Origin of the sequence: Bremerella alba, assembly GCF_013618625.1 — a bacterium.
Classification (GTDB): Bacteria; Planctomycetota; Planctomycetia; order Pirellulales; family Pirellulaceae; genus Bremerella; species Bremerella alba.
Genome location: NZ_JABRWO010000001.1, coordinates 252830 through 274306 on the forward strand (window position 1 = coordinate 252830; position 21477 = coordinate 274306).

A 21477-nucleotide genomic window follows, 5' to 3' on the forward strand; every position below is an offset into this window, starting at 1 on the left:
AGATTAGGTCAAAACAAAGGTCGATCTGACAACTACGGATTGATTCGCGATTGTCTTGCGGGAATCCCATCTGGCGGCAGGGCCAAACCGGTCTGACAGTAACAATCGTACCGGTTACGTGGGCATTTAATGCTTACACCCACTATCGAGAGGGTCGGCTGGGTAGCGTCCCCCCCTGCACGTTTGACGCAAGAGAAACTTACCCACCTAGGGTTAGCTGATTGCCCAGTATCAGCTCGATGGCAAGACGGCACAGCATGAACAAGATGATCACAAGAATCGCCCAGGTCAGGGATTGATTCATACGATCAATCCGAGTCAAACCGAGCGTATCGATCCAAGATGGAGGTGGGCTTCGCTTCAAGACGCTAGAGGTCACCTTCCACAGCGGCTTGATGGCCTGCATGCCGGCGAGCAACCAGCTGGGTAGCCCCAGCCAGCGCAAAGGGCGGGCTGACGACTGCGACGGGCCATTTTCCGGCTGGATCTCGATGAAGTGACCCTGCAGCCATTTGACCAACGCATACGAAGATCCGCGGGGCTCTTCGCCAATCGGACTATACGGCCCCATGTACTCTTCCAACTTGGGTGTACGGCGAAAGCCTGCGTTGGCCGCGTGCAACCCTCGGACACTCCGAGTCAGGGCAATTCGCTGCACCAGGCACACCAAGATTGCGATGGCAGTCATCGCGAAAATTATCCCGTCGACTCCCCCCATCGCAAGATACACCCAAGTCGATGGACTGCTCAGGTTACGGACCATCGGTGCGTAGTAGTTATCGTAGCGAAACCGTAGAAACTCATCGATTTCGTAATCAGTGTGTTTCACTTTGAAGAAGTTTCCGGCGATCTCTTCAACTTGCTTTGGGATAGGTCGCTCGATCAGATCCTTGGGCGGCTTGAAATAATTCCCCATGAAGTAAGGAACACACAAGATGCAGAACACCAAGGCGATGATCACCAACTTTTTCCAGGTGTAGGTCTGTACCAACTTGGTCCAAGGATCATCTGCCTTGGCGTCAAACTCTCCGCCGCTGACAAACGTTTGATCCAGCAACAGGCCACGCGTTCCGCGCAGATTACAGTTGCCCAGATTTGCTTGTCGCAAGATGGCCGCAGTAAAGTCCGCTCCTTCGCAATCGGCTCCATGCGCTGTTGCACCGTGCAAATTGGCTCGCTGGAATTCCGCTTTCTTGAGGCTCGCGTTCTGCAAGTTCGCATAATTCAGATCGGCCTCGGTCAACTTGGCTCGGTCCAGGCAGGTCTCCTCAAAGATCAGATCCGCCAGATTTGCTCGATGAAAATTTGCTCCGGCGGCATCGGCCTGGGTGAAATTGGCACCGATCAACTTAGCTCGCTCGAACGACGCCCCATGGCAGCGAGCCTCTTTGACCTTGGCCGAGGTGAGAAGCGCCCCATTCAAATTCGCCTTGTCAAGGGTGACCGATCGCAAGTTTGCATGGTCGAGGTTGGCATCTTGCAGTTGAATGCCAGTCATATCGGCTTCTGCAAAATCGCAGAACGAAAGATTCGCTTCCTGAAGCACCGCTCCGGCGAGCCGGGCCCCGCGGAAATCGCTGGCCGCAATGGTCGCGTCCCGCAGTACGGCCCCCTCCAGGTGAATCCCGCGTAGGTCGACACTCCGCAGCGAGATCCCCTCTAGGTGAACAACTTGGTCCTGCGGCTGAGTCCCTTCGAGAATTTCATGCCGCCAATGATTCCACGCCGCGAAACGGTCCGGATCGGTGTTTGGCTTGCGAAGCGCGGTTTCAAAGTGAACCAAATGCACCCAATCCCCCGTAAAATTGGGATGCTTCCCCCTCAAATCGGCCAACGTAGCAGGCGTTAGCTTGCCTTCGTTGTAAGCCGTCTTGGACACGGACGCGGATTCCGCAACAATTACCAGTGATTGCGACTTGTTCATCGGAGCGTTGGCTGATAACGGCCTAGAAGACCCCACTAAGGTGTTAAATTCTTGAGAGCCACTAGAATACGGTCACCGCACAAGATTCGGTAGTCGCACTGTATGAAGATCACGTTACGACTTGCTTGAAACCCACTCTAGAACGATAAACTGCAACCGTGCCCCCCGTTATTAACATCCAGAACGCGACGAAACGATTTGGCCATAAGGTTCTTCTCAATAGCGCCAGCGCTTCCATTACCGACGATCACAAGGTCGGCCTGGTGGGGCGAAATGGTGCCGGAAAGTCGACCCTCTGCCGAGCCATCTTAGGAACTGAAGAGCTAGAAAAGGGAGAGGTGGTTCTCCATCCCAAGACACGCCTGGGATACCTCCGCCAGCACGATCCCTTTCTCGAAGGCGAAACGGTCGTTGGGTTTCTGATGCGCGATAGCGATCAGCCCGACTGGAAATGTGGTGAAGTTGCTGCCCGCTTCGAGATCAAAGGGGCCATGCTCGATGCTCCCGTGCATAGCCTATCCGGCGGTTGGCAAACACGTGTCAAGTTAACGGCCCTGCTGCTTCACGACCCGACGTTTTTGATTCTGGACGAACCGACGAACTTTCTCGATATTCGTACCCAGATGCTGCTCGAGCGGTTTCTCAAAAGCTATAAAGGTGGCTACCTGATCGTGTCGCACGACCGGGGCTTTCTGAAGCAAACATGCAATGAAACTCTGGAGCTTTCCCGAGGCAAGCTAACCCTCTACCCCGGAAGTATCGAAGATTACATCGAGTACCGCGACGAACGCAAACTGCACGACGAGCGGGTAAACGCCGCCACCAAGACCAAGGCCAAGCAGCTAAAGCGATTTATCGATAAAAACCGAGCAGGCGCCAACACGGCCGCCCAGGCGAAGAACAAGCAAAAGCAACTCAACCGACTCGAGTTCATTGAAATCGAAGAAGATGAAGCGAGCGCCTACATTCGAGTGCCGCAGGTCGACGCCAAGAAGGGAACGGCAGTGCGCTGCGAAAGCCTCGCGATTGGCTATTCCGACCGCACCGTAGCCGACGCGATCACGCTTGACATTGAACATGGTGCCCGGGCCGCAGTTGTAGGTGACAACGGCCAGGGAAAAACGACCTTCCTCCGCACGCTGGTTGGCTCGCTGACGCCCAAGGATGGCGAAGTGAAATGGGGACACAACTCCGAAATTGGTATCTACGCCCAGCATGTTTATTCGACACTGCCGTCTGATGAAACCGTCGAAGACTATCTACTTGGCATCCGCGATCCATCCATCAATCATCAACAAGTACTCAGCGTCGCCGGCAGTTTCCTCTTTCGTGGCGACGACGTGCAGAAGAAAGTCAAAGTCCTCAGCGGTGGTGAACGTGCCCGGCTTTGCCTTGCCGGACTGCTGCTGGGCAAATACAACATTCTGATTCTTGACGAACCTGGCAACCATTTAGACGTGGAGACGGTCGACTCACTTTGTGAAGCACTGGACGACTACAACGGTACCGTTATCTTCACCAGCCACGATCGCTATTTCGTTCGCCGAATTGCTACGCAAATCATCGAAGTCAGCGGCGGCAAAGTCACCCACATTCCCAGCGACTACGAACATTACCTTTATCGGCTAAGCCAGGAAATCGAACAGGAAGATGGCAATCAGGTCGCTGCCACCGTATTAGGCGACGGACGCGACGCCAACCTGGCCAAAGAAGAACGCAAACAGCGCAATAAAGAGGCCCGAGCGACTCGCAAGGAAGTCAACAAGCTGGAAAGCAAGATCGCCAAACTCGACGACGAACGCAAGGCCCTCAACAAGCAATTGCTGGAAATCACCGACCCCAAGGAAGCCCAGAAGGTGCACGCAAAGTTCACCACCATTGCCGATGAAATCGCCGAGATGGAAGGCAAATGGCTTGAGTACCAGGAACAGCTGGAAGATTTCGAGGAAAACTAAGGGAGCCCTTAGGAATGCGGCCCGCTAAGAGAGTACCCTTTGGACAGCCACCCCTCTATTTCGCGCGTCTATGGCGAAGTGACACGAGCCGCCACCCTGGGCTTGGTGGTCAATCTTTTATTGGGCATTGTGAAGCTTACCGCTGGCATTGTCGGTAGTTCCTTTGCGCTGATTGCCGATGCGGTCAATTCAATTGGCGATGTCGTTACGACGGTGGTGATCTTGTTTGCCTTACGGATCGCCCAGCATCCGCCGGATGCCGAGCACCCCTACGGCCACTCCCGAGCCGAAGCGATCGCAGCGACGAACGTAGCGTTGCTGATTGTCCTTTCCGCGTTACTGGTGGGATGGGAAGCGATACAGCGCATCCATATTCAGCATCCTATTCCAGCGACATGGACGCTATGGATCGCCGGCCTCAACGTGGTGATCAAGGAAGGACTTTATCATTACAAAGTTCGCGTGGGTCGACGCACCAATTCAGCCGCCATTATCGCGAATGCCTGGGACCATCGCAGCGATGCACTTTGTTCGCTTGCCGTCTTATTGGGGCTGGCTGCGATTCGGTTCGGGGGCGAGGCCTGGATGCCGGCCGACGAGGTTGCATCGCTAATCGTGGTGGCGGCGATTATCTGGTCAGGCATTCATCTCTTCCGATCTGGTGCCCACGAATTGATGGACGTCCAAGCCGACCAGGGCTTCCTGAATCAGATTCGCAGCGAAGCCCTGCAAGTTCCCGGAGTGGAAGATATCGAAACGCTGTGGGTCCGCAAATCGGGTCTCGAGTTCTTCGCCGACATTCATATCGAAGTCGCACCGACACTCACGGTGGCTGCAGGACACCGCATTGGACATCAGGTCAAAGATCGGCTTCGGGAAAAGTTCGTCACCCTGCGAGATGTCTTAGTTCATCTCGAACCCAACCAGTCATGCGAGGCCAACGAGCCCGATTCTTAGAACGCCTCGGATTGATATCGATTTAAAGTCGCTTGAGACGCATGCAGCACTTAGCTACGAACCAGCGCCGCGACGGCCTCTTTCACACCTACGTCACCATCGGTTAGTTCAATAATTTCGCGGCGAATCTCTGGACGCTCGATCAGTTCAGCCAGAAACGCGGCGACGCTTCCCCGAGCCACGTTGCCGTAGGGAATTGCCAAACCGGCGTTGACGTTGCTGTCACCTTCTTCGGTCACCAAAGTCCCCGGCCGCAAGATAACCCAGTCTAAATCAGTGGCAGCCAAAGCATTGTCGGCCATGCGTTTGGTACGCATGTAGTGCTCGAAGCCTTCCTTGCGTTCGGCATCGCGTCTTGCATCGGGAAAAACGGAAACCAAATACACACGTTGAATTCCATTCGCCTTGGCAGCATCCATCATCTTGACGGCACCGGCTCCGTCGATGGCCGTGGTACGATCGGGGCCGCTGCCTGCGGCGCCGGCGGAAAAGACCAGAACGTCGCACCCTTGGGTCGCAGCGGTGAGGTCCTCGGCGGACATGTCGATGATATCCCCCAAGTATGCCTTGGCCCCGGTCGCTTGCAGCGTCTCGGCTTGCTCTGGCTTACGATGCAGGCCGGTTACAGCATGCCCTGCTTCGATCAGTTTGGGCACCAAGCGAGACCCCACACCTCCGGTCGAACCAATGATGAAAACGTGACTCATGTTTTCTCCTTCTAGTACGCAACGCGTTCCGCACGATCCATTGCAACCAACAAGTTTGCCTCCAGGATTTCCCTCATGGTAGAGCGAACCCTTGCGAGTTAATAGCCAGCACCCCGACTTGCTTACCCAGACATGATCCGTCGGCGCACGAAAAACGGCATCTCCGCAGAGATGCCGTTTTGCTTTCAAATTAGTAGAAGACGTCGCTATTAAGCAGCAGGATCTTTGCCGTCGACCCATGGGCCTTCGAGGCTCTGGTGGTCAGGATCGTTGATCGTCGACCCTTTGTCGCCACCTTTCCAGCCTGGGATGTGCTCAGGCTTGCCACGTTCTTTGGAAACCTGTTCCCACTTCTTCGACCACGACCCATCCGCTTCGCTGATGGTCATCGTCTCGTCGTCGAAGCGATAGATCTTGCCGTCGCGGTAGCTACGCGCACCCAAGTTAACCAACACAATCGCTGCCGCACCCAAGTCTGGCGGGTTGTTGCAGGACTTCGGCGTGTTGTCTTCGATCGCTGCGAGCCAGTTCTCGAAGTGGGCCTTGGTTTGATCCTTAGGTGCCTGCTTGTCGGTCTTGATAACCTGTCGTTCGTACGGCAGGTCTTTCGGACTGATGTGCGTTACCTGCGGACGTTCTGGAACGAACGTGAACTCGGAAGCACTGGGGTTCTCGAAGATGATCGAGCCGTTATGCCCACGAATCAACTGCTGTACGGGCGTTTCGGAAGCGGCCATGGTGGCCGTAACGAGCCCCTGGCAGCCTTCATTGAACTCGGCCACAACGGTCGCGACATCCGGCACCTGGCGGCCATCGTATTCGATATACAAACCACCACTTCCGGTAATACGGGCCGGGTAACGCAGGCCGGTTGCCTTCATCATTTGCGTGGTGCGGTGCACGAACAGGTCGGTGAACATACCGCTACCGAATTCCCAGAAGCGTCGCCACTGGGCGAATACAGCTCGGTCGAACGGCTGATCTTCGGCCAAACCTTCTTCGACACCGAGGAAGCGTTTCCAGTCGACGGTCTTGGGCGTCATATCCTTCGACAACTTGTAATACCGCCATTGACCGATATCCGAGTTACGGAAGTATTCGGTCTGATACATGAGGACTTTGCCCAGCAGGCCTTCGTCGATCTTTTCGCGTGCGGCGTCCCAAACCGGAAGGCTCGTTCCCTGCACGCCAACCTGCATCACCTTGCCGGAATCTTTCCAGACGCTAACCAACTCGATGGCGTCTTCGACCTGCTTGACCATTGGCTTTTCGCAATAGACATGCATGTCGCCTTTCATGGCCTCGATGGCTTGAATGGCATGCCAGTGGTCTGGAGTACCGATACTGACGGCGTCGAGATTTTCCTTGGCGTACATCTCACGGAAGTCGACGTAACGGGCAACCTTGCCGCCGTTTTCCTTTTCGATGTAGTCGGCAGCCCGATTGCGGTTGTTGTCGTAGACATCGCAGACGGCGACCAGTTCGATGTTGGCGCCTTCTTTGGCGATCTTAGAAAGACTCTTCACGTGGGCACCAAAACCACGTCCGCCCACACCTACGAAACCAATCCGAAGCTTCGAATTGGCATCGGCGGCTTGCGACTTCTGCGCTTGCATCGCAAGTGATGTGGCTGCGACGCCGGCTGCGGTGGACTTAAGAAAGGTTCGACGCGTAGCATCGGAAGAACTCATGAGCGAGGGTCTCCATCTTCAGTAGGCAGGTTAAATGTGGATTCTGGCGAGATAAGTCGCATCTTCTATAAAACCAAGCCAGACGCTTGAACGCAATAACCAATTTGCGTAAGTCTCGCTCGTTTCACGGCTAGAACCTGCTGCGAGGACCCCATATTGCACACATCATGATTCGGTTAGTTTTCGCCAAGATTCTTGTGAAATTGCCGAATACCCACTTAAACCCTACGATTCACCACCCTTCGCAAGGGGTAGAATCCCAGGGTACGGCGTCTCTCGTCATTGCAGCTTTTTTGTTAAGCGGAGGTGGAAATCATGTCACGTCTTGTTGCGTCGATCTTGTTGATCGCTCTTGTATTTTGTGTTGTTCAATCGTCTGCCTGGGCACAAGAATCCGATGCTCCGGCCCCAGCGGAAGAAGCTGCAACCGTCGAAGCAGGCACACCTGAGGCTGCTGAAGCCGCGCCAAGCGACGACGCGAAAGAGCTCGCGAAGCCGGAAGAGGTGAACGAACCGGCCGGCGAACTGCCAGAGCAATTGGAAGGAATTGCCAAACAAGTCGACGACTCGGAAACGGCGAAAGAAACCAGCGCCGGGATCCTGACGCCTATTTACATGGTCGCCGAAGCGCTCGAGTTTCCTGCGTTTCACTGGCTTGCTTTTGCGCTGATGTTGGCCGGCGTGATTGGCTTTGCTTTGCAGTTGGTCATTGGCAAGTTGGTGGTGTTTGCCCACATGGGCTTCAGCTTTAGCGAGATCCTCTCGGACGCGCTGAGCTTCGTCATCAGTTTGGTCGGCCTAGTGCTTACCACCCAGGCAGCCGCCCAAAACTCGACCTTTACTCAAAGCCCATTCGCCGTGTTGTCTGCTAGCTTACTCGGCTTAATCCTGGGGATCATGCTTTACTCCTGGGGTCAAGCTCAGGAAGTCGAGGCGGTTCGCGGTCGTTCCATAGCAGCTGCGGAAGCCAAGGCTCGCGATAAGAAGTAATCCGATCGCAAGAGGATGGGTGCCGAACCCTAGTTTCGGCACCCTCATCCGGCGAGCATTTATTCCTTGTAAATCACGGCATTTTGCTTATCAGGTGAAAAAGAAACTGATAAAATACCCGCATTAAGAGGTACCGCGTATCTCTTGATCGATTGAGCCCTTCTCTTATCTATTTTCAAGGCGGAACCATGCTTCGCATCACGCATGTGCCCGCAAGCTTCGTCCTGTTTTCGCTGCTTGCGTGGTCCACGGCTGTTCTGGCGCAAGACGTCTCTGCGGATGTGCCGGAAGAGATCGGCCCAATGCAAGCGATGGCGGCCCGTATCGATGCGCTCGTGCAAGCCAAGCTCGACCGTGAAAAATTGAGCCCTGCTCCGCTTGCCACTGATGGTGAATTCATCCGCAGGGCTTATCTCGATTTGGTCGGCAACATCCCGACCGTCGCCCAGACAAGGGCCTACCTCGATAACGATGCCCCCGACAAACGCCAGCAACTGATTGCCCAGTTGCTCAAATCTCCTGCTCACCCAACGCACCTGGCCAACACCTGGCGATCGCTGGTGCTTGAACCATCTGACGAGCCGCAGCGACTACAGAATGAGCGCGGCCTCCAGGTTTGGCTTCGGGGCAAGTTCAGCCAGAACGTGCGGTACGACCGTCTGGTAGAAGAGTTCCTGACCGCGACCCAGGGAAGTGACGGCCCTGGTTATTTCTATGCCGTGCAAGATTTGAAGCCTGAGATGCTGGCTTCCGAGACGTCCCGCATTTTCCTAGGGCTGCAACTGGAATGTGCCCAGTGTCACGATCACCCGTTCGATCGTTGGAAGCAGCACGATTTTTGGGCTCTGGCGGCCTTCTTTGCCCAGCTCGAGAGGCCAGACAACGTCAACAACGTCGGCTTGGGACGATTCGACATAGTCGATCGCAACGTCGGGGAAGTGACTATTCCGGAAACGGACGAGGTCGTTCCGCCAGCCTTTCCCGGGAGCGATGCGAACTACGCCTCGTTCGGAGGAACACGTCGTCAGCAGTTAGCCATCTGGATGGTCTCGCGAGACAACCCCTTCATGCCGCGGCGTGCGGTGAACTGGGCCTGGGCGCATATGATGGGACGTGGCATTGTTCATCCGGCCGATGACATGTCCCCTCAAAATCTTCCCAGCCACCCCGAGCTTTTAGAGGAACTTACCGACTATTTCATTCAAAGCGGATTCGACTTACGACTTCTGCTACAAACGATCGCCATCACCGACACGTATGCCCGTAGCAGCGAAGCCGTTTCCGACTCGGAAGCACCACCGGAACTATTTGCGCGGATGGCGGTCAAATCGCTCACGCCGGAGCAGCTTTTCGACGCGTTGATCAAGGTCGGTCTACTGAAAAGTGATGTCGCACAAATGTCCATGGACGTAAACCGCGATCAATTTGTTGCACGCTTGCGAACGGCCAGCAAAGACCGCACGTTCTTCGATACCGGGATGCCTCAAGCGTTGGCCGTCATGAACGGTCCGCCTGTATCCACTGCGACTTCGCCGGAAACGAGTGGCCTGCTCAAGGCCTTGTCCGCTCCTTTCCTTTCGGACCAGCAGCGACTCAACGTGCTGTTTCTCGCAGCCTACAGCCGCCCGCCGCATGCAGACGAACTAAAGCGGTACAAGCAGTTTCTGCAGCAAGCACCACCGGACCAGCAATCGGCAGCATTGGGGGATGTGCTGTGGGTTCTGGCCAATAGCGCCGAATTCATGTTGAATCACTAAAGGGACCTTCGATGAACGCCTCGACCGATTCGCGACGTCGATTCCTGCAAGCGACCGCAGGCATGCTGGGGGCAGCCAGTTGTTCGTGGCTTCCTCAATTGGCATCTGCCGCCGGCTCGGATCCCAACCGCAAACGAAGTTGTATCCTGCTGTGGATGGCCGGTGGTCCTACGCAAACCGATACCTTCGACATGAAACCGGGGCACGCTAACGGGGGCGAGTTTAAAGAAACAAAAACCAATGTGCCGGGCCTCCGCTTTAGCGAACACTTCGCCGGACTTGCGAAGCAGGCCGACAAGCTGGCCATACTGCGTGGGATGAGCACTCGCGAAGGAGATCACCTGCGCGGGACCTATCTCATGCACACCGGGCAACGTCCTGGGGGCCCACTCAACTACCCATCGATCGGTGCTTCGCTATCGAAGGCGCTTGAAGACAATCAGTCTATGCTTCCTAACTATGTGGCGGTCAATCCGAGTGGCCTGCTCAACGGTAACGCGTTGAGCCCTGGCTTTTTAGGGCCACGTTACGCGGCGGCAACCGTTGGCTCTCGAAACACTCCGCCTGCGGACGATTCCGAGGCCATGGCCGACCTGGGGGTCGATTTCCTTTCGCTTCCGCCGGGGATCGACGCGCAGCGACATAAGGCGCGGCTTGCGCTGTGGAATGATCAACAGAATCAATTTCTCGCGCGGCATCCTTCCGGTGCCGCCCAGGCCCAAGCGACCATCTTTCAATCGGCCGTCAAAATGATGCATCCCGACGCGGCCTCTGCGTTCGACCTTTCGCAAGAGTCTAGCGAAGTACGCGAGTCTTACGGACGAGGTACCTTCGGCCAAGGCTGCCTGATTGCCCGCCGTCTGGTCGAGCGTGATGTCCCTTTTGTAGAAGTAACGCTCGGCGGAAGCGGTCTGGGCTGGGATACCCACCAAGGCAATTTCCCCGCCGTCGAACGACTCTCGAAAGAACTCGATCAAGGCTGGAGCACTCTCCTGCGTGAATTGAATGAGCGAGGCCTTTTGGAATCGACGACCATCTGCTGGATGGGCGAGTTCGGCAGGACTCCCAATATCAATGGTACGGCTGGTCGCGATCATTTCCCCGACGCCTGGACCTGCGTTCTCTCTGGAGGAGGCATCGCCGGCGGTCAGGCCTATGGCAAGACAGATGAAGCCGGCCAAGAGGTCACCGAAGGGAAGACGGAGGTTCAAGATCTACTGGCGACCCTGTGTCAGGCCGTCGGTGTCGACCCGGCGACCGAGCACTATTCTCCCCAGGCCCGCCCCATCAAGATTTCCGAGGGGAACGCCATCGATCAGGTTTTGACGTAACATGCGAGCGTTACTCTCACACTTCGTTCTAACTTTCCTCGTGCTGGGTATCGGCGGTTGCAACGAGCGCGTCGCCAAGGCCCCTCCAGCTAAACCAGCCCCGCTTCCGATTGCAAAACCAACAGTAGACCCGCTCGAAGCGATCTCGATCGAAGGCATGGCAGTCCCCCAGGCTGGGCTCCCCTTCAAGCTAGACCCTTACGTTAAGCCGCAACGATTGCTTGTCTTTACTTCGCAGGGGCCCATCCGCGTGGATGTCCTTCTTTGGATCGACGACAAACCGTACGACCAAGCCTTAGAAGAACTGGTCGACCATGTCCTTTCTCTAGCCGACTCGAACCAGGATGGCCAAGCGACTTGGGATGAACTGGCAGATCAACCTGAGCTGCGTAGCGGCCAATTTGGCAATCTCTCGTTCGAAGACCCGCGTCAAAGAAAGCAGAATATTGATCGATACGACACCAATCGCAACGGCTGGGTCGATCGCGCCGAAGTCCCCCGGCTGGTCAGTCGCAACAGCGCACGAACCGAAGCTTTTTCCGTTCGCCGGACATCGTATGCGGTCAATCGCAGTCGGACCGATTCCCCTTTGCGGCAACTGCTCGACGAAAACGAGAATGGCGTCATCGACAGTGACGAGATCACTTCGGCTGCCAATCGCCTGCGTTTGCGCGACCTGGACGACGACGAGATTGTCACTCCGAGAGAACTGATCACGGCTTCGGGACGTTCGATGAACGACATGACACGGAGCGGAGACCGGCGCCGCTTTTTCGGCGGGCAAGGCATGTTCACCCTCGACGAGAATACCCCCTGGAACGATCTCCTTTACGCGATGCAGGAAAACTACGAGCGAGGCGCAAGGCTGCAACTCGATAAGTTCCCGGAAGATAATTTGCTGCATACGATCGACGCCGACGGGGATGGTGTACTCCGCAACGATGAACTGCCCAAGCTTGCCGGTTTACCTCCTGAATACGAATTGACGATTCGCTTTGGTGGAGACTTGAAGAAGCAGCGAATGGTTATGATTCCCTTCAAAAAGTCTTCCAGTGAACCCATCACCAGCACAAACGAAGTGGCCGTTAACTTGCGATCGGACTGGCTTGTCTTTCGCGCTCGGGACAACGCGAACATTTATTCTGCCGGTCAGCAAGCGAAAAGCCTGTTGCAACTTTACGATGGCAACCAGGATGGCTATCTCGAACAAACCGAACTGCCCGAGCAAGGCACCAACATCGACTTTGCGTTGGCCGATAATGACCAGGACGAAAAGCTGTACGTCGAGGAACTGGAAGCCTCGCTTCTGCAGCGGAACTGGATTCAGCGCTGTCACATTCGCTTGCAAGGGATCGACGGAGATGACCCGCTGTTTCGTGCGATTGACCCGAATCGAGATGCCCGTTTATCGGCCAGAGAGCTTCAGCAACTCGCGTCGCAACTCGCCGGGATGGATGTCGACCAATCGCAAACGATAGAGTTCGACGAGATTCCGACTCTCTTGGTCTTTGAATTCTTCCGGGGAGATCAGGACAATAACCCGCAGGTACCTCAACTTTACAATGAGTCCCCGGGGGCAACGGTCACTAATAACCTGACGCCTGCCTGGTTCCACGGCATGGACTACAACGGAGACGGTGATATCAGTCCTCGCGAGTTCCTGGGCACTGCCGTGCAGTTCTCCGAGTTGGACACCAATCACGATGGCTTTATCACCGACGCGGAAGTCCTCTCGAGCCCGGACTTATTCTGACGGGCATCATTTCTTTGTAGTCCGTGGCCCCGAACAATCAGCCCGCCCCCCCGAAAGAGCCCTGCAAACTGGCTACATCATTAAGGTTTTGTAAATATAGCCACTCAAAAGATGCCAGGGCTTTCTTTGTCTGTGCTTATGCCAGAAGATTTACCATTGATAAAATGGCCCTAAACACCGAGAATTCTGCTGATTCTCTACCAACTAAATCGGATTAAAACGAGCTTTTCCTAGTGTTAGCGCATTGTAAAGGCACATTTCTCTTCGTTTCGAAATCGTGGTGCCCTGGATGCACCTCCGATTTGTGATTGCCCCGCCGCCGGAAGGATTTGACCTAATGTTGCGTTGCCACACATTTGTGATTGCTTTGCTCTTGGCGTGCGTTTGCCCTGGAGTGCTGCTGGCGCAACTGCAAGTCGATCCGCAGCTACCCGTTTACCAGCGTGTCTCGGGTGTCTCAGGCACGCTCAAGAGCATCGGCTCAGACACGATGAACAACCTGATGACCCTCTGGGCGGAAGGGTTTCAAGAGATCTATCCGAACGTCCAAATCGAAATCGAAGGCAAAGGCTCGTCGACCGCTCCTCCGGCGCTGATCCAAGGCACCGCGACATTCGGCCCAATGAGCCGCCCCATGAAGGCCAACGAAATCGACGATTTTGAAAAACGCTACGGCTATAAACCAACCGAACTGGGCACCAGTATCGACATGCTGGCGGTCTATGTTCATAAGGACAATCCGATCGCTGGGCTGACGCTTGCTCAGGTCGACGCGATCTTTTCAACTAATCGTAAATGGGGTGCCGAGAACGACATTACCCGCTGGGGAGAACTGGGCGTACGAGGTGCATTCGCGCAGTCCCCAATCAGCTTGTATGGTCGTAACTCGGCTTCCGGGACCTACGCGTTCTTCAAGGAAAATGCACTTCTGGGTGGCGACTATAAGCCGTCGGTCAAGGAGCAGCCAGGCAGCTCTTCGGTCGTGCAAGGAGTTGCGACAGACAGTTTCAGCATTGGCTATAGCGGTATCGGTTACAAAACCTCAGATGTTCGCACTCTACCGATATCCATTGAAGACAGCGATTTCGTCGAGCCGACGGCCGAAAACGCCGACGACTACCCCTTATCGCGTTTCCTGTTTGTCGGAGTAAACCACCGTCCCGGCAGTGCACTAGACCCACTCCGCCGCGAGTTTTTAAAATTCGTCTATAGCCAACAAGGCCAGAAGGCCGTGTTGAAAGATGGCTACCTACCCATTCCAGCTATTATCGCTGAGGCCCAGTTAGAAAAGGTCGGTATCAAAAACTGACGTTCCAACCTGGTTATCGTTTGAGCCCCGGCCTCAGTGTCCTTCAATCGACTTGAGAATCGCGGGCTTTTTCCTATTTCCATCGACATCTCACGTTTCTCGCTTTTTCATGAGTGGCACTCAGCCAAGATTCACCGGAAGACGACGCAGACTAAAAACTCACTGGAGCGTGCGTTGGTCAGATATTTTGTCCGAAGGTGTCATCTCGGTCGGTGGAATTGGTACGATCGTCGCCGTCTGCTTAGTGGCTCTCGTTCTGCTGATGGAGGTTCTTCCGCTCTTTCGCAGCGCATCGATCAAACCACTCAACATACGAGAGGTCCCCTGGATCTCTGGCGAAATCGTTCACTTTGAACTGAACGAATATCAAACCATGGGCTGGCTTATCACCAACGATGGTACCCTGAAGGTCGTCCGGCTGATTCCACCAGATCCGGAAGATGCCGATGCGAAATCGATGAGCCCACTCGCGTTCGAGGTTGTCAAAGAAACAAAGCTCTTCGACGACGGTGAAGTCACATCGATCTCGACCTCGACAGGAGAAACCGATTTCGTCTTAGGGATGGACAACGGCAACGTGCGTGTCGGCAACGTCGAATTCAAGACAACTTTTGTGGACCCGGTCGAAATCAAGAGTTGGTTTGTCGAACAAACCGACAGCGTTTCGAGCAAGCACTTCTCGCATCCTGGCGACACGGTTATCTATAACGATGGCGTCGTGCAGATGACGCCCCAGGGTCAGTATCGGGCACAAAATGTCGAATGGACACTCGGAGATCCCGTTGAGGTGAGCGATTCGGCAATCGTGCTGCTAGATCATCTCCCTCAAGCAAACGCGCGATCGAACCTGGGCGGCAAGTCGATTACATTCGCTGCGATGGACGGCGAAAACACGTTAAAACTTGGCGTTGTCAACGAAAAGAAGAGTTTACTCACCGGCAAAACCAAACTCGACACCAAGCTCTATGATCTTCCCCCGATACCCGGCAACGACAGCGTGCCCAAGTTCATACTCATCGATGGTCTTGGAAATAATGTTCTAGCGGTCGAAGAATCGGGACAACTGAGCCGTTACGACATCCGCAACAAAGACAGTATCCGTCTCGCCGAAACGGTCGACCTGGTGCCAGATCCCGGCGTCTCGCTCACCGTTTGCGATTGGGTTCTGGGCCGCGAGACATTGTTCGCAGGGGACAGCCAAGGCAACAGTTCCGGCTGGTTCCAGATTCGCTTATCCGATCGAAACGATGAGAGGTTTTCCCATCGAAATAGTTCGGATGGGTTTGCTCTTGTGCGTGCCCACGTCTTTCCCCCAGGCCCCGGAGCAGTCAGTGCCTTTGGAGCTTCGTCGCGCAGCCGCATGTTTATTGTTGGATATGCGAACGGTCAGTGCTCGCTGTTTCATATGACCACGGAAAAGCACGTCGCTGATCTGATGATGCCTGAGGGTGGCCAAGTGGGTCTTGCTCGAATCGCTCCTCGCGACGACGGACTGTTTATCGAGGCCGGCGACAAGATTGCTCACTTCGCGTTGTCCCCTGGCTTTCCCGATATCACGTTGTCGTCGCTCTTTTTACCGGTTTGGTACGAAGGCTACGCCGAGCCGCTAAATATGTGGCAAAGCTCTTCCTCTAAGACGAAGGATGAGTTGAAATTTTCGCTTTATCCGCTCATCTCCGGCACCTTCAAGGCAACCTTTTACTCGATGCTATTCGGAGCCCCCCTGGCACTGTTAGCGGGTGTATATACCAGCGAGTTCAGCACGCGTCGAACCCGACGGCTTGTTAAGCCAACCGTCGAAATGATGGCCAGTTTGCCGAGCGTGGTGCTTGGTTTTCTGGCGGCACTCGTGTTTGCGCCGGTCGCCGAGAAGGTTGTCCCAGCGTGCCTGGCGTCGATGTTCACAGTCCCGTTTGCAATCTTGCTTGGGGCCTTTTTGTGGCAGATCATGCCGCAAACTTTTACGCTTCGACTTCAGCCCTACCGACTTTGGTTTCTCACTCCGGTGCTGGTTCTCGGAATCTATCTTGCCTACTGGTTAGGTCCGTCGATTGAACAGTGGCTGTTCCTGGGCAACATCAAACTCTGGCTTGTGCATCCCGAGCAAGGCTCTGGGGTGGGCGGCTGGTTGCTGATCTTGATTCCCTTTTGTGTGTTGGTCATCTCTGTTCTGGATGTGTACGTGTTGAATTCGTTTTGGCGGGGTAGCGTCGCCATGGCACCTCGATTCACCTTCGCGCTACTGAGCCTGGGCAAGTTTTTGCTTTTTTCGCTCGTGACCTTTTCAATGGCCTATGCACTGGGAACTTTATTAGACCTCGCCGGTTGGGATCCAAGAGGCACCTACATCGGCGAATTTGATCAACGCAATTCCTTGATCGTCGGTTTCGTGATGGGCTTCGCGGTAATTCCGATCATTTACACGCTGTCCGACGATGCGCTCTCGAGTGTGCCTTCTCACCTGAGATCCGCCTCTTTGGGATGTGGTGCTACCCATTGGCAAACGACGGTGCGGATTGTCATTCCGACGGCCATGAGTGGCTTGTTTTCAGCGCTGATGATTGGCCTAGGACGTGTCGCCGGCGAAACGATGATTGTTCTCATGGCTGGCGGCAACACACCGATCGAGGACTGGAATATCTTTAACGGGTTCCGGACCCTCAGCACCAACGTCGCGATCGAACTGCCGGAAGCGGTTCAAGGTAGCTCGCACTATCGTGTGCTGTTTTTCTCGGCCTTGGTTCTCTTCCTGCTGACCTTCCTTATCAATACGGTCGCAGAGGTCGTTCGACTCTACTTCCGGAGGCGGGCCTACCAACTATGAGCCAACCTCAGGACAATGCGAACAGCCACGTCAAGAAGTATCAACGCAAGACGCGGCCGGGGCTTACCATTCTTTCCCAGGGAGAACCAATGATCTGGCTCTCTGGCGGAGCGTTGGCCTTGGCTCTCTTGATGATCTTCGGTCTCTTGGGCCTAATTATCTATCAAGGAATGGCCAGCTTCTGGCCAGGTCGGCTGTATCTGGTCACGCTGAAAGATGGCTCGGTCTTGATGGGGGAATTGACCGCCGAGGAAGACTATACCGTCAGCCGCAACTTGGCAGATCAAAACGAGAACGCGACATCCCCACCGAAGTCATCCCATCGCTGGCAATACCGCACTGATAATTTCGAGTTCCAAGCCCCCCAAAACGGAACCTACCAATGGGTCACCCAAGACGAGCGTTCCGAGACAGCTCCTACGATGCCCACGTGGGCAATGCTCTTTGAACGCAAGACCCTGGGACGTTTCGTCGGCACTCCGCATAAGTTCACTATCTCGAAAACTCGCCCTATCTCTTCGGACGAAGATGACCTGAGCGATATCCATTCTTTCTTTGCCAACAACCAATCGAGCCTGACAGGGCCTGATGCCCAAGACGACGAAGCGCTATCCGCGTGGACGGCAACGCTCGATTCGCTCGAGCAGGAGATCGGATCGATTCAGGACAAGCTCGATGCGATTCAAGTGGAGAATACCCGAAGCTTTATCACTCAAAATCATCACGGCCAAAAAGATCTTGTCGGGGTCACGGAAACCGGGGAAATCATTCCGCTTGCTGAAGTAGAAGACAACCAGAATCTGATTGAAATCCGAGAGGTCATTCAAGGACCTCAGGCAACCTACGATGCCTACCAGCAGCACCATGCTTCCGCCCAAGAAAGCGTTCATACGATTGAACGTATTTCGGAGCATGAAGTCGGTGCGAGCAGCCGAAGCCAGGAAGAGGCCCGACTTCAACTTCGTCAGCAAGAGCTCACCCACGACGTTTTCGTCGAAGGCCTTGCCAACGAGACCTATAATCTGATGATCTCGTTGAAAGCGATCCAGGCAGACCAACAAAAAGACATTCGAATCGTGGAACGGGCAACGCGGCTCCTCGGCAAGGACTCTGCCATGGCGAAGGTCGGCCCAGACCTTGTTGCCGCATTAAACTCTCAGCGAACTGCCGAAGTATCACGCATCAAAGCCCGGCTCAATGAAATTGCTCAGCTATTAGAGCAGGTCCCCCCCGCAGCCAAGCAAGCCGTATACCACTTTGTTAATGTTCGCTTTGATGTCGATAACCAGATTGCCGCGATTCAGGAACGGATCAATCAAATCGAGGAGCGCAACAATCGTTTCGGCTTGTTTGCCACCACCGCACAAGGCACCGAAGCCGAGTTGAAACTAGGAGACATCGTCCGCGCCTTTCCGGCCAATCAACTCGACTGGACAGGTCGCTTGGAAGTCTATTTCGCGAGGTGGGGCGAGTTTCTTTTTGCTGACCCTCGCGAAGCGAACTCAGAAGGGGGCGTTTTCCCCGCAATTTGGGGCACGGTCGCGATGACCATGATCATGTCGTTGATCGTCGTACCCTTTGGCGTCTTGGCGGCTCTGTACCTTCGCGAATACGCCAAGAGCGGCCCGATCGTCAGCATTATTCGCATCAGTATCAACAATTTGGCTGGGGTTCCCAGCATTGTATTTGGCGTGTTCGGCTATGGCTTTTTGATCCTCGTGGTCGGTGCGTACATCGATGGCGGTCCAGGCAATGCGAACCTACCAAGCATTCCGAAACTGTGGTGGTGGCTAATGGCCGCCGGCCTGGCCATTGTTGCTTTTACGGCATTTCTCACCACCTCATATTCCCTCGGCAGTCGAAAAGTACTCACGCGGATGCGAACCCCTACGCTAGGAATCGCGAGTCTGCTGCTATGGATTTTGGCAACAATCGCATTCATTGCGTTGGTGGCTTTCACGCCGGACTTCCATGGTTTTTACCAAGCCAATCTTCCCAACCCAACCTTTGGCAAAGGCGGGTTGCTATGGGCCAGCTTAACGCTGGCGTTGTTGACCTTGCCGGTGGTGATTGTCGCTACCGAAGAAGCCTTGGCCGCCGTACCCAATTCGCTTCGCGAAGGCTCGTATGGCTGTGGTGCCAGCAAATGGCAAACGATTCGCCGCATTGTGTTGCCGCATGCGTTACCAGGCATCATGACGGGAATGATATTGGCGATGGCTCGCGGGGCAGGCGAAGTCGCTCCCCTGATGCTGGTCGGCGTGCTCAAGCTTGCACCAGAATTACCCGTCGACCTCAGCGCACCTTTCGTTCACCTAGACCGAAGCTTCATGCATCTCGGTTTTCATATCTTTGATTTAGGCTTTCAAAGCCCCAATAGCGAAGCTGCCAAACCGATGGTTTTCACGACAACGTTATTACTGATTACGGTGGTCGCCACGTTGAACCTATTCGCGATATGGCTTCGTGCCCGACTTAGAAAACGATTTCATTCCGGACAATTTTAGACGGCCATTGAGCATTCGCGTTTCGCCTACCTGGACTAGCAGAAGCCAAACTCCATGAGTCAACCACAATCAACCTCTTCAGAAACAAGCCGGCTCGAATTGATCGCCCAGGGGCACGACTTTGCTCCTGTGATGCACGATGCCGTCTTTCACGAAGAAAAGGTTCTGGAAATCAAGAACTTCAACCTTTGGTATGGAGACAAACAGGCCCTTTTCGATATCAGCATGCCCATTCCCCGAGGTCAGGTAACGGCGTTGGTCGGGCCGTCGGGATGCGGCAAGTCGACCCTGCTGCGAAGTGTTAATCGGATGAACGATTTAATCGACACCGTTCGTATCCAGGGCGATCTCTTTCTGAACGATCAATCGATCTGCGACCGGGGCGTCGACGTGATCGAGCTTCGCAAACGCATGGGCATGGTTTTCCAGAAACCTAACCCATTCCCCATGAGTATCTTCGAGAACGTCGTCTATCCTTTGCGCATCGACGGCGAACGTAGTCGCAGTGTGCTTGAAGGTGTTTGCGAACATAGCCTCAAAGGTGCCGCGATCTGGAGCGAAGTGAAGGACCGGCTCCACGAAAGTGGTTTGAGCCTTTCCGGCGGTCAGCAACAACGCCTATGCATCGCACGAGCCATCGCGAGTGAGCCGGAGGTTTTGCTATTGGACGAACCGTGCTCGGCACTCGACCCAATCGCCACCGGCAAGATTGAAGATTTGATTCGCGAGCTTCGTGGCGAGTATTCGATTTTGATCGTCACCCACAACATGCAGCAGGCATCGCGAATCAGCGATTACACCGCGTTCATGTATTTGGGCCGGCTCGTCGAGTACGGCCCGACGGTTGATATATTCACCAAACCCAAACTACCAGAAACAAACGCCTACGTGACGGGTCGTTTTGGTTAGAAGCTACGCCTGCTCATTTTGGCGAATGGCCACCAACGAGGATGTCCTGCTGAAACGATCGACAACTTCCCGGAACGCTAGCCCTTTAGAACTTCAAGAGCATACTCCCATGACTCGTCACTGGATCCGACAGATCGAAGCCGTTCGTTCGCAATTGCTTTCAATGGGTACGCATGCCGAAGCCCAGGTTAGCGAGGCGACGAGGGCACTGCATGATCTCGACCGAGAACGGGCCCTCGATGTCATAGCCGAAGATGATCAGCTAGACCAAATGGACGTTGACCTTGAAGAAGAGTGCCTGCACTCGATCGCCCTCTTTCAGCCGGTGGCATCGGACCTGCGTCTGATTATTTCTTCGATGTCAGTGGCGCACGAATTAGAGCGAATCGGTGACCTTGCGGTAAATATTGCCGAAAGCGTGGTTCGACTTCGCGATGGTGGAGCCGCGACCAGCCAAATCATTCTGCCGGAATGCCTGAAGCAAGCCAATCATCAAGCAACAGAGATGCTGCGTAAGAGCTTGGACGCTTTCGTTGATGGAAATTCTTCGACGTGTCGCGACTTAATTTATCAAGACCGAGAACTCGATCGCCTGCATCGCCAGATTTTTCAGTGGCTTAAAGACGGCATCACGAAAAACCCAGCAGATCTGGATTGGATGATCGAGGTCACCGGCATTTCAAAACATATCGAACGCATTGCGGACCATGTCACGAATATCGCCGAGATTGTCATCTACTGGATCGAAGGCGAAATCGTTCGCCATCGTCAATCGATCAGCGATGGCAACGAGAACGGCACAAAGTGATCTCGCAAACCATCCAATACCCCCAAGGCTTTACTGTTTAGATCTGCTTCATTTA

General features: G+C 54.7%; 14 protein-coding genes. 11 read left to right on the forward strand and 3 right to left on the reverse strand.

Going from position 1 to position 21477, the window contains the following annotated elements; all coding sequences use genetic code 11:
- Positions 1–199 precede the first annotated feature (199 nt).
- Positions 200–1879, reverse strand: a complete 1680-nt coding sequence (locus HOV93_RS00975) for a pentapeptide repeat-containing protein (RefSeq protein ID WP_207394575.1) — start codon at positions 1877–1879, stop codon at positions 200–202.
- A 203-nt stretch (positions 1880–2082) separates the two neighbouring features.
- Here HOV93_RS00975 and HOV93_RS00980 point away from each other — a divergent pair, with 203 nt between their 5' ends.
- Both HOV93_RS00980 and HOV93_RS00985 read left to right on the forward strand, forming a co-directional pair.
- Positions 2083–3879 (forward strand): ABC-F family ATP-binding cassette domain-containing protein, encoded by a 1797-nt coding sequence (locus HOV93_RS00980; RefSeq protein WP_207394576.1) that lies wholly within the window; start codon positions 2083–2085, stop codon positions 3877–3879.
- Positions 3880–3918: 39 nt separating this feature from the next.
- Positions 3919–4836: a cation diffusion facilitator family transporter gene (locus HOV93_RS00985; RefSeq protein ID WP_235989657.1), complete on the forward strand. Its 918-nt coding sequence runs from the start codon at positions 3919–3921 to the stop codon at positions 4834–4836.
- A gap of 50 nt (positions 4837–4886) precedes the next feature.
- On the opposite strand, the gene HOV93_RS00990 is transcribed toward HOV93_RS00985, so the two are convergent.
- The gene (locus HOV93_RS00990; RefSeq protein ID WP_207394577.1) at positions 4887–5543 is read right to left on the reverse strand and encodes an SDR family oxidoreductase; all 657 of its coding nucleotides are present in this window, start codon (positions 5541–5543) and stop codon (positions 4887–4889) included.
- Positions 5544–5752: 209 nt separating this feature from the next.
- On the reverse strand, positions 5753–7234 hold the full coding sequence (locus HOV93_RS00995; RefSeq protein WP_207394578.1) for a Gfo/Idh/MocA family oxidoreductase: 1482 nt from the start codon (positions 7232–7234) through the stop codon (positions 5753–5755).
- A 315-nt stretch (positions 7235–7549) separates the two neighbouring features.
- On the opposite strand from HOV93_RS00995, the gene HOV93_RS01000 reads away from it, so the two are divergent.
- From HOV93_RS01000 to phoU, 9 genes are all read left to right on the forward strand, one after another.
- Positions 7550–8224: a hypothetical protein gene (locus HOV93_RS01000; RefSeq protein WP_207394579.1), complete on the forward strand. Its 675-nt coding sequence runs from the start codon at positions 7550–7552 to the stop codon at positions 8222–8224.
- Positions 8225–8412: 188 nt separating this feature from the next.
- Positions 8413–9981 carry a DUF1549 and DUF1553 domain-containing protein gene (locus HOV93_RS01005; RefSeq protein ID WP_207394580.1) on the forward strand — a complete coding sequence of 523 codons (1569 nt, stop codon included), beginning with the start codon at positions 8413–8415 and terminating at the stop codon, positions 9979–9981.
- A gap of 11 nt (positions 9982–9992) precedes the next feature.
- Positions 9993–11312, forward strand: a complete 1320-nt coding sequence (locus HOV93_RS01010) for a DUF1501 domain-containing protein (RefSeq protein WP_207394581.1) — start codon at positions 9993–9995, stop codon at positions 11310–11312.
- Position 11313: 1 nt separating this feature from the next.
- Positions 11314–13065: a hypothetical protein gene (locus HOV93_RS01015; protein ID WP_207394582.1), complete on the forward strand. Its 1752-nt coding sequence runs from the start codon at positions 11314–11316 to the stop codon at positions 13063–13065.
- Between the two features lie 337 nt (positions 13066–13402).
- Positions 13403–14374 carry a PstS family phosphate ABC transporter substrate-binding protein gene (locus HOV93_RS01020; protein WP_207394583.1) on the forward strand — a complete coding sequence of 324 codons (972 nt, stop codon included), beginning with the start codon at positions 13403–13405 and terminating at the stop codon, positions 14372–14374.
- Between the two features lie 169 nt (positions 14375–14543).
- Positions 14544–17198 (forward strand): ABC transporter permease subunit, encoded by a 2655-nt coding sequence (locus tag HOV93_RS26290; protein WP_207394584.1) that lies wholly within the window; start codon positions 14544–14546, stop codon positions 17196–17198.
- Positions 17195–19705 carry a phosphate ABC transporter permease PstA gene (locus HOV93_RS25535; RefSeq protein ID WP_235989658.1) on the forward strand — a complete coding sequence of 837 codons (2511 nt, stop codon included), beginning with the start codon at positions 17195–17197 and terminating at the stop codon, positions 19703–19705. The genes HOV93_RS26290 and HOV93_RS25535 overlap by 4 nt, the downstream gene beginning before the upstream one ends.
- Before the next feature lie 54 nt (positions 19706–19759).
- Positions 19760–20614: a phosphate ABC transporter ATP-binding protein PstB gene (gene pstB / locus HOV93_RS01035; protein ID WP_207394585.1), complete on the forward strand. Its 855-nt coding sequence runs from the start codon at positions 19760–19762 to the stop codon at positions 20612–20614.
- 109 nt (positions 20615–20723) lie between these two features.
- Entirely contained in the window at positions 20724–21422 is a 699-nt protein-coding gene (phoU, locus tag HOV93_RS01040; RefSeq protein WP_207394586.1) for a phosphate signaling complex protein PhoU, read from the forward strand.
- The last annotated feature ends 55 nt before the right edge of the window (positions 21423–21477 follow it).

Coding starts and splice junctions, on each gene's coding strand:
- HOV93_RS01015 (WP_207394582.1), top strand. CDS start 11,314: ATGCGAGCGTTACTCTCACACTTCGTTCTAACTTTCCTCGTGCTGGGT.
- HOV93_RS25535 (WP_235989658.1), top strand. CDS start 17,195: ATGAGCCAACCTCAGGACAATGCGAACAGCCACGTCAAGAAGTATCAA.
- HOV93_RS01005 (WP_207394580.1), top strand. CDS start 8,413: ATGCTTCGCATCACGCATGTGCCCGCAAGCTTCGTCCTGTTTTCGCTG.
- HOV93_RS00995 (WP_207394578.1), bottom strand. CDS start 7,234: ATGAGTTCTTCCGATGCTACGCGTCGAACCTTTCTTAAGTCCACCGCA.
- HOV93_RS00990 (WP_207394577.1), bottom strand. CDS start 5,543: ATGAGTCACGTTTTCATCATTGGTTCGACCGGAGGTGTGGGGTCTCGC.
- HOV93_RS01020 (WP_207394583.1), top strand. CDS start 13,403: ATGTTGCGTTGCCACACATTTGTGATTGCTTTGCTCTTGGCGTGCGTT.
- pstB (WP_207394585.1), top strand. CDS start 19,760: ATGAGTCAACCACAATCAACCTCTTCAGAAACAAGCCGGCTCGAATTG.
- HOV93_RS01010 (WP_207394581.1), top strand. CDS start 9,993: ATGAACGCCTCGACCGATTCGCGACGTCGATTCCTGCAAGCGACCGCA.
- phoU (WP_207394586.1), top strand. CDS start 20,724: ATGACTCGTCACTGGATCCGACAGATCGAAGCCGTTCGTTCGCAATTG.
- HOV93_RS01000 (WP_207394579.1), top strand. CDS start 7,550: ATGTCACGTCTTGTTGCGTCGATCTTGTTGATCGCTCTTGTATTTTGT.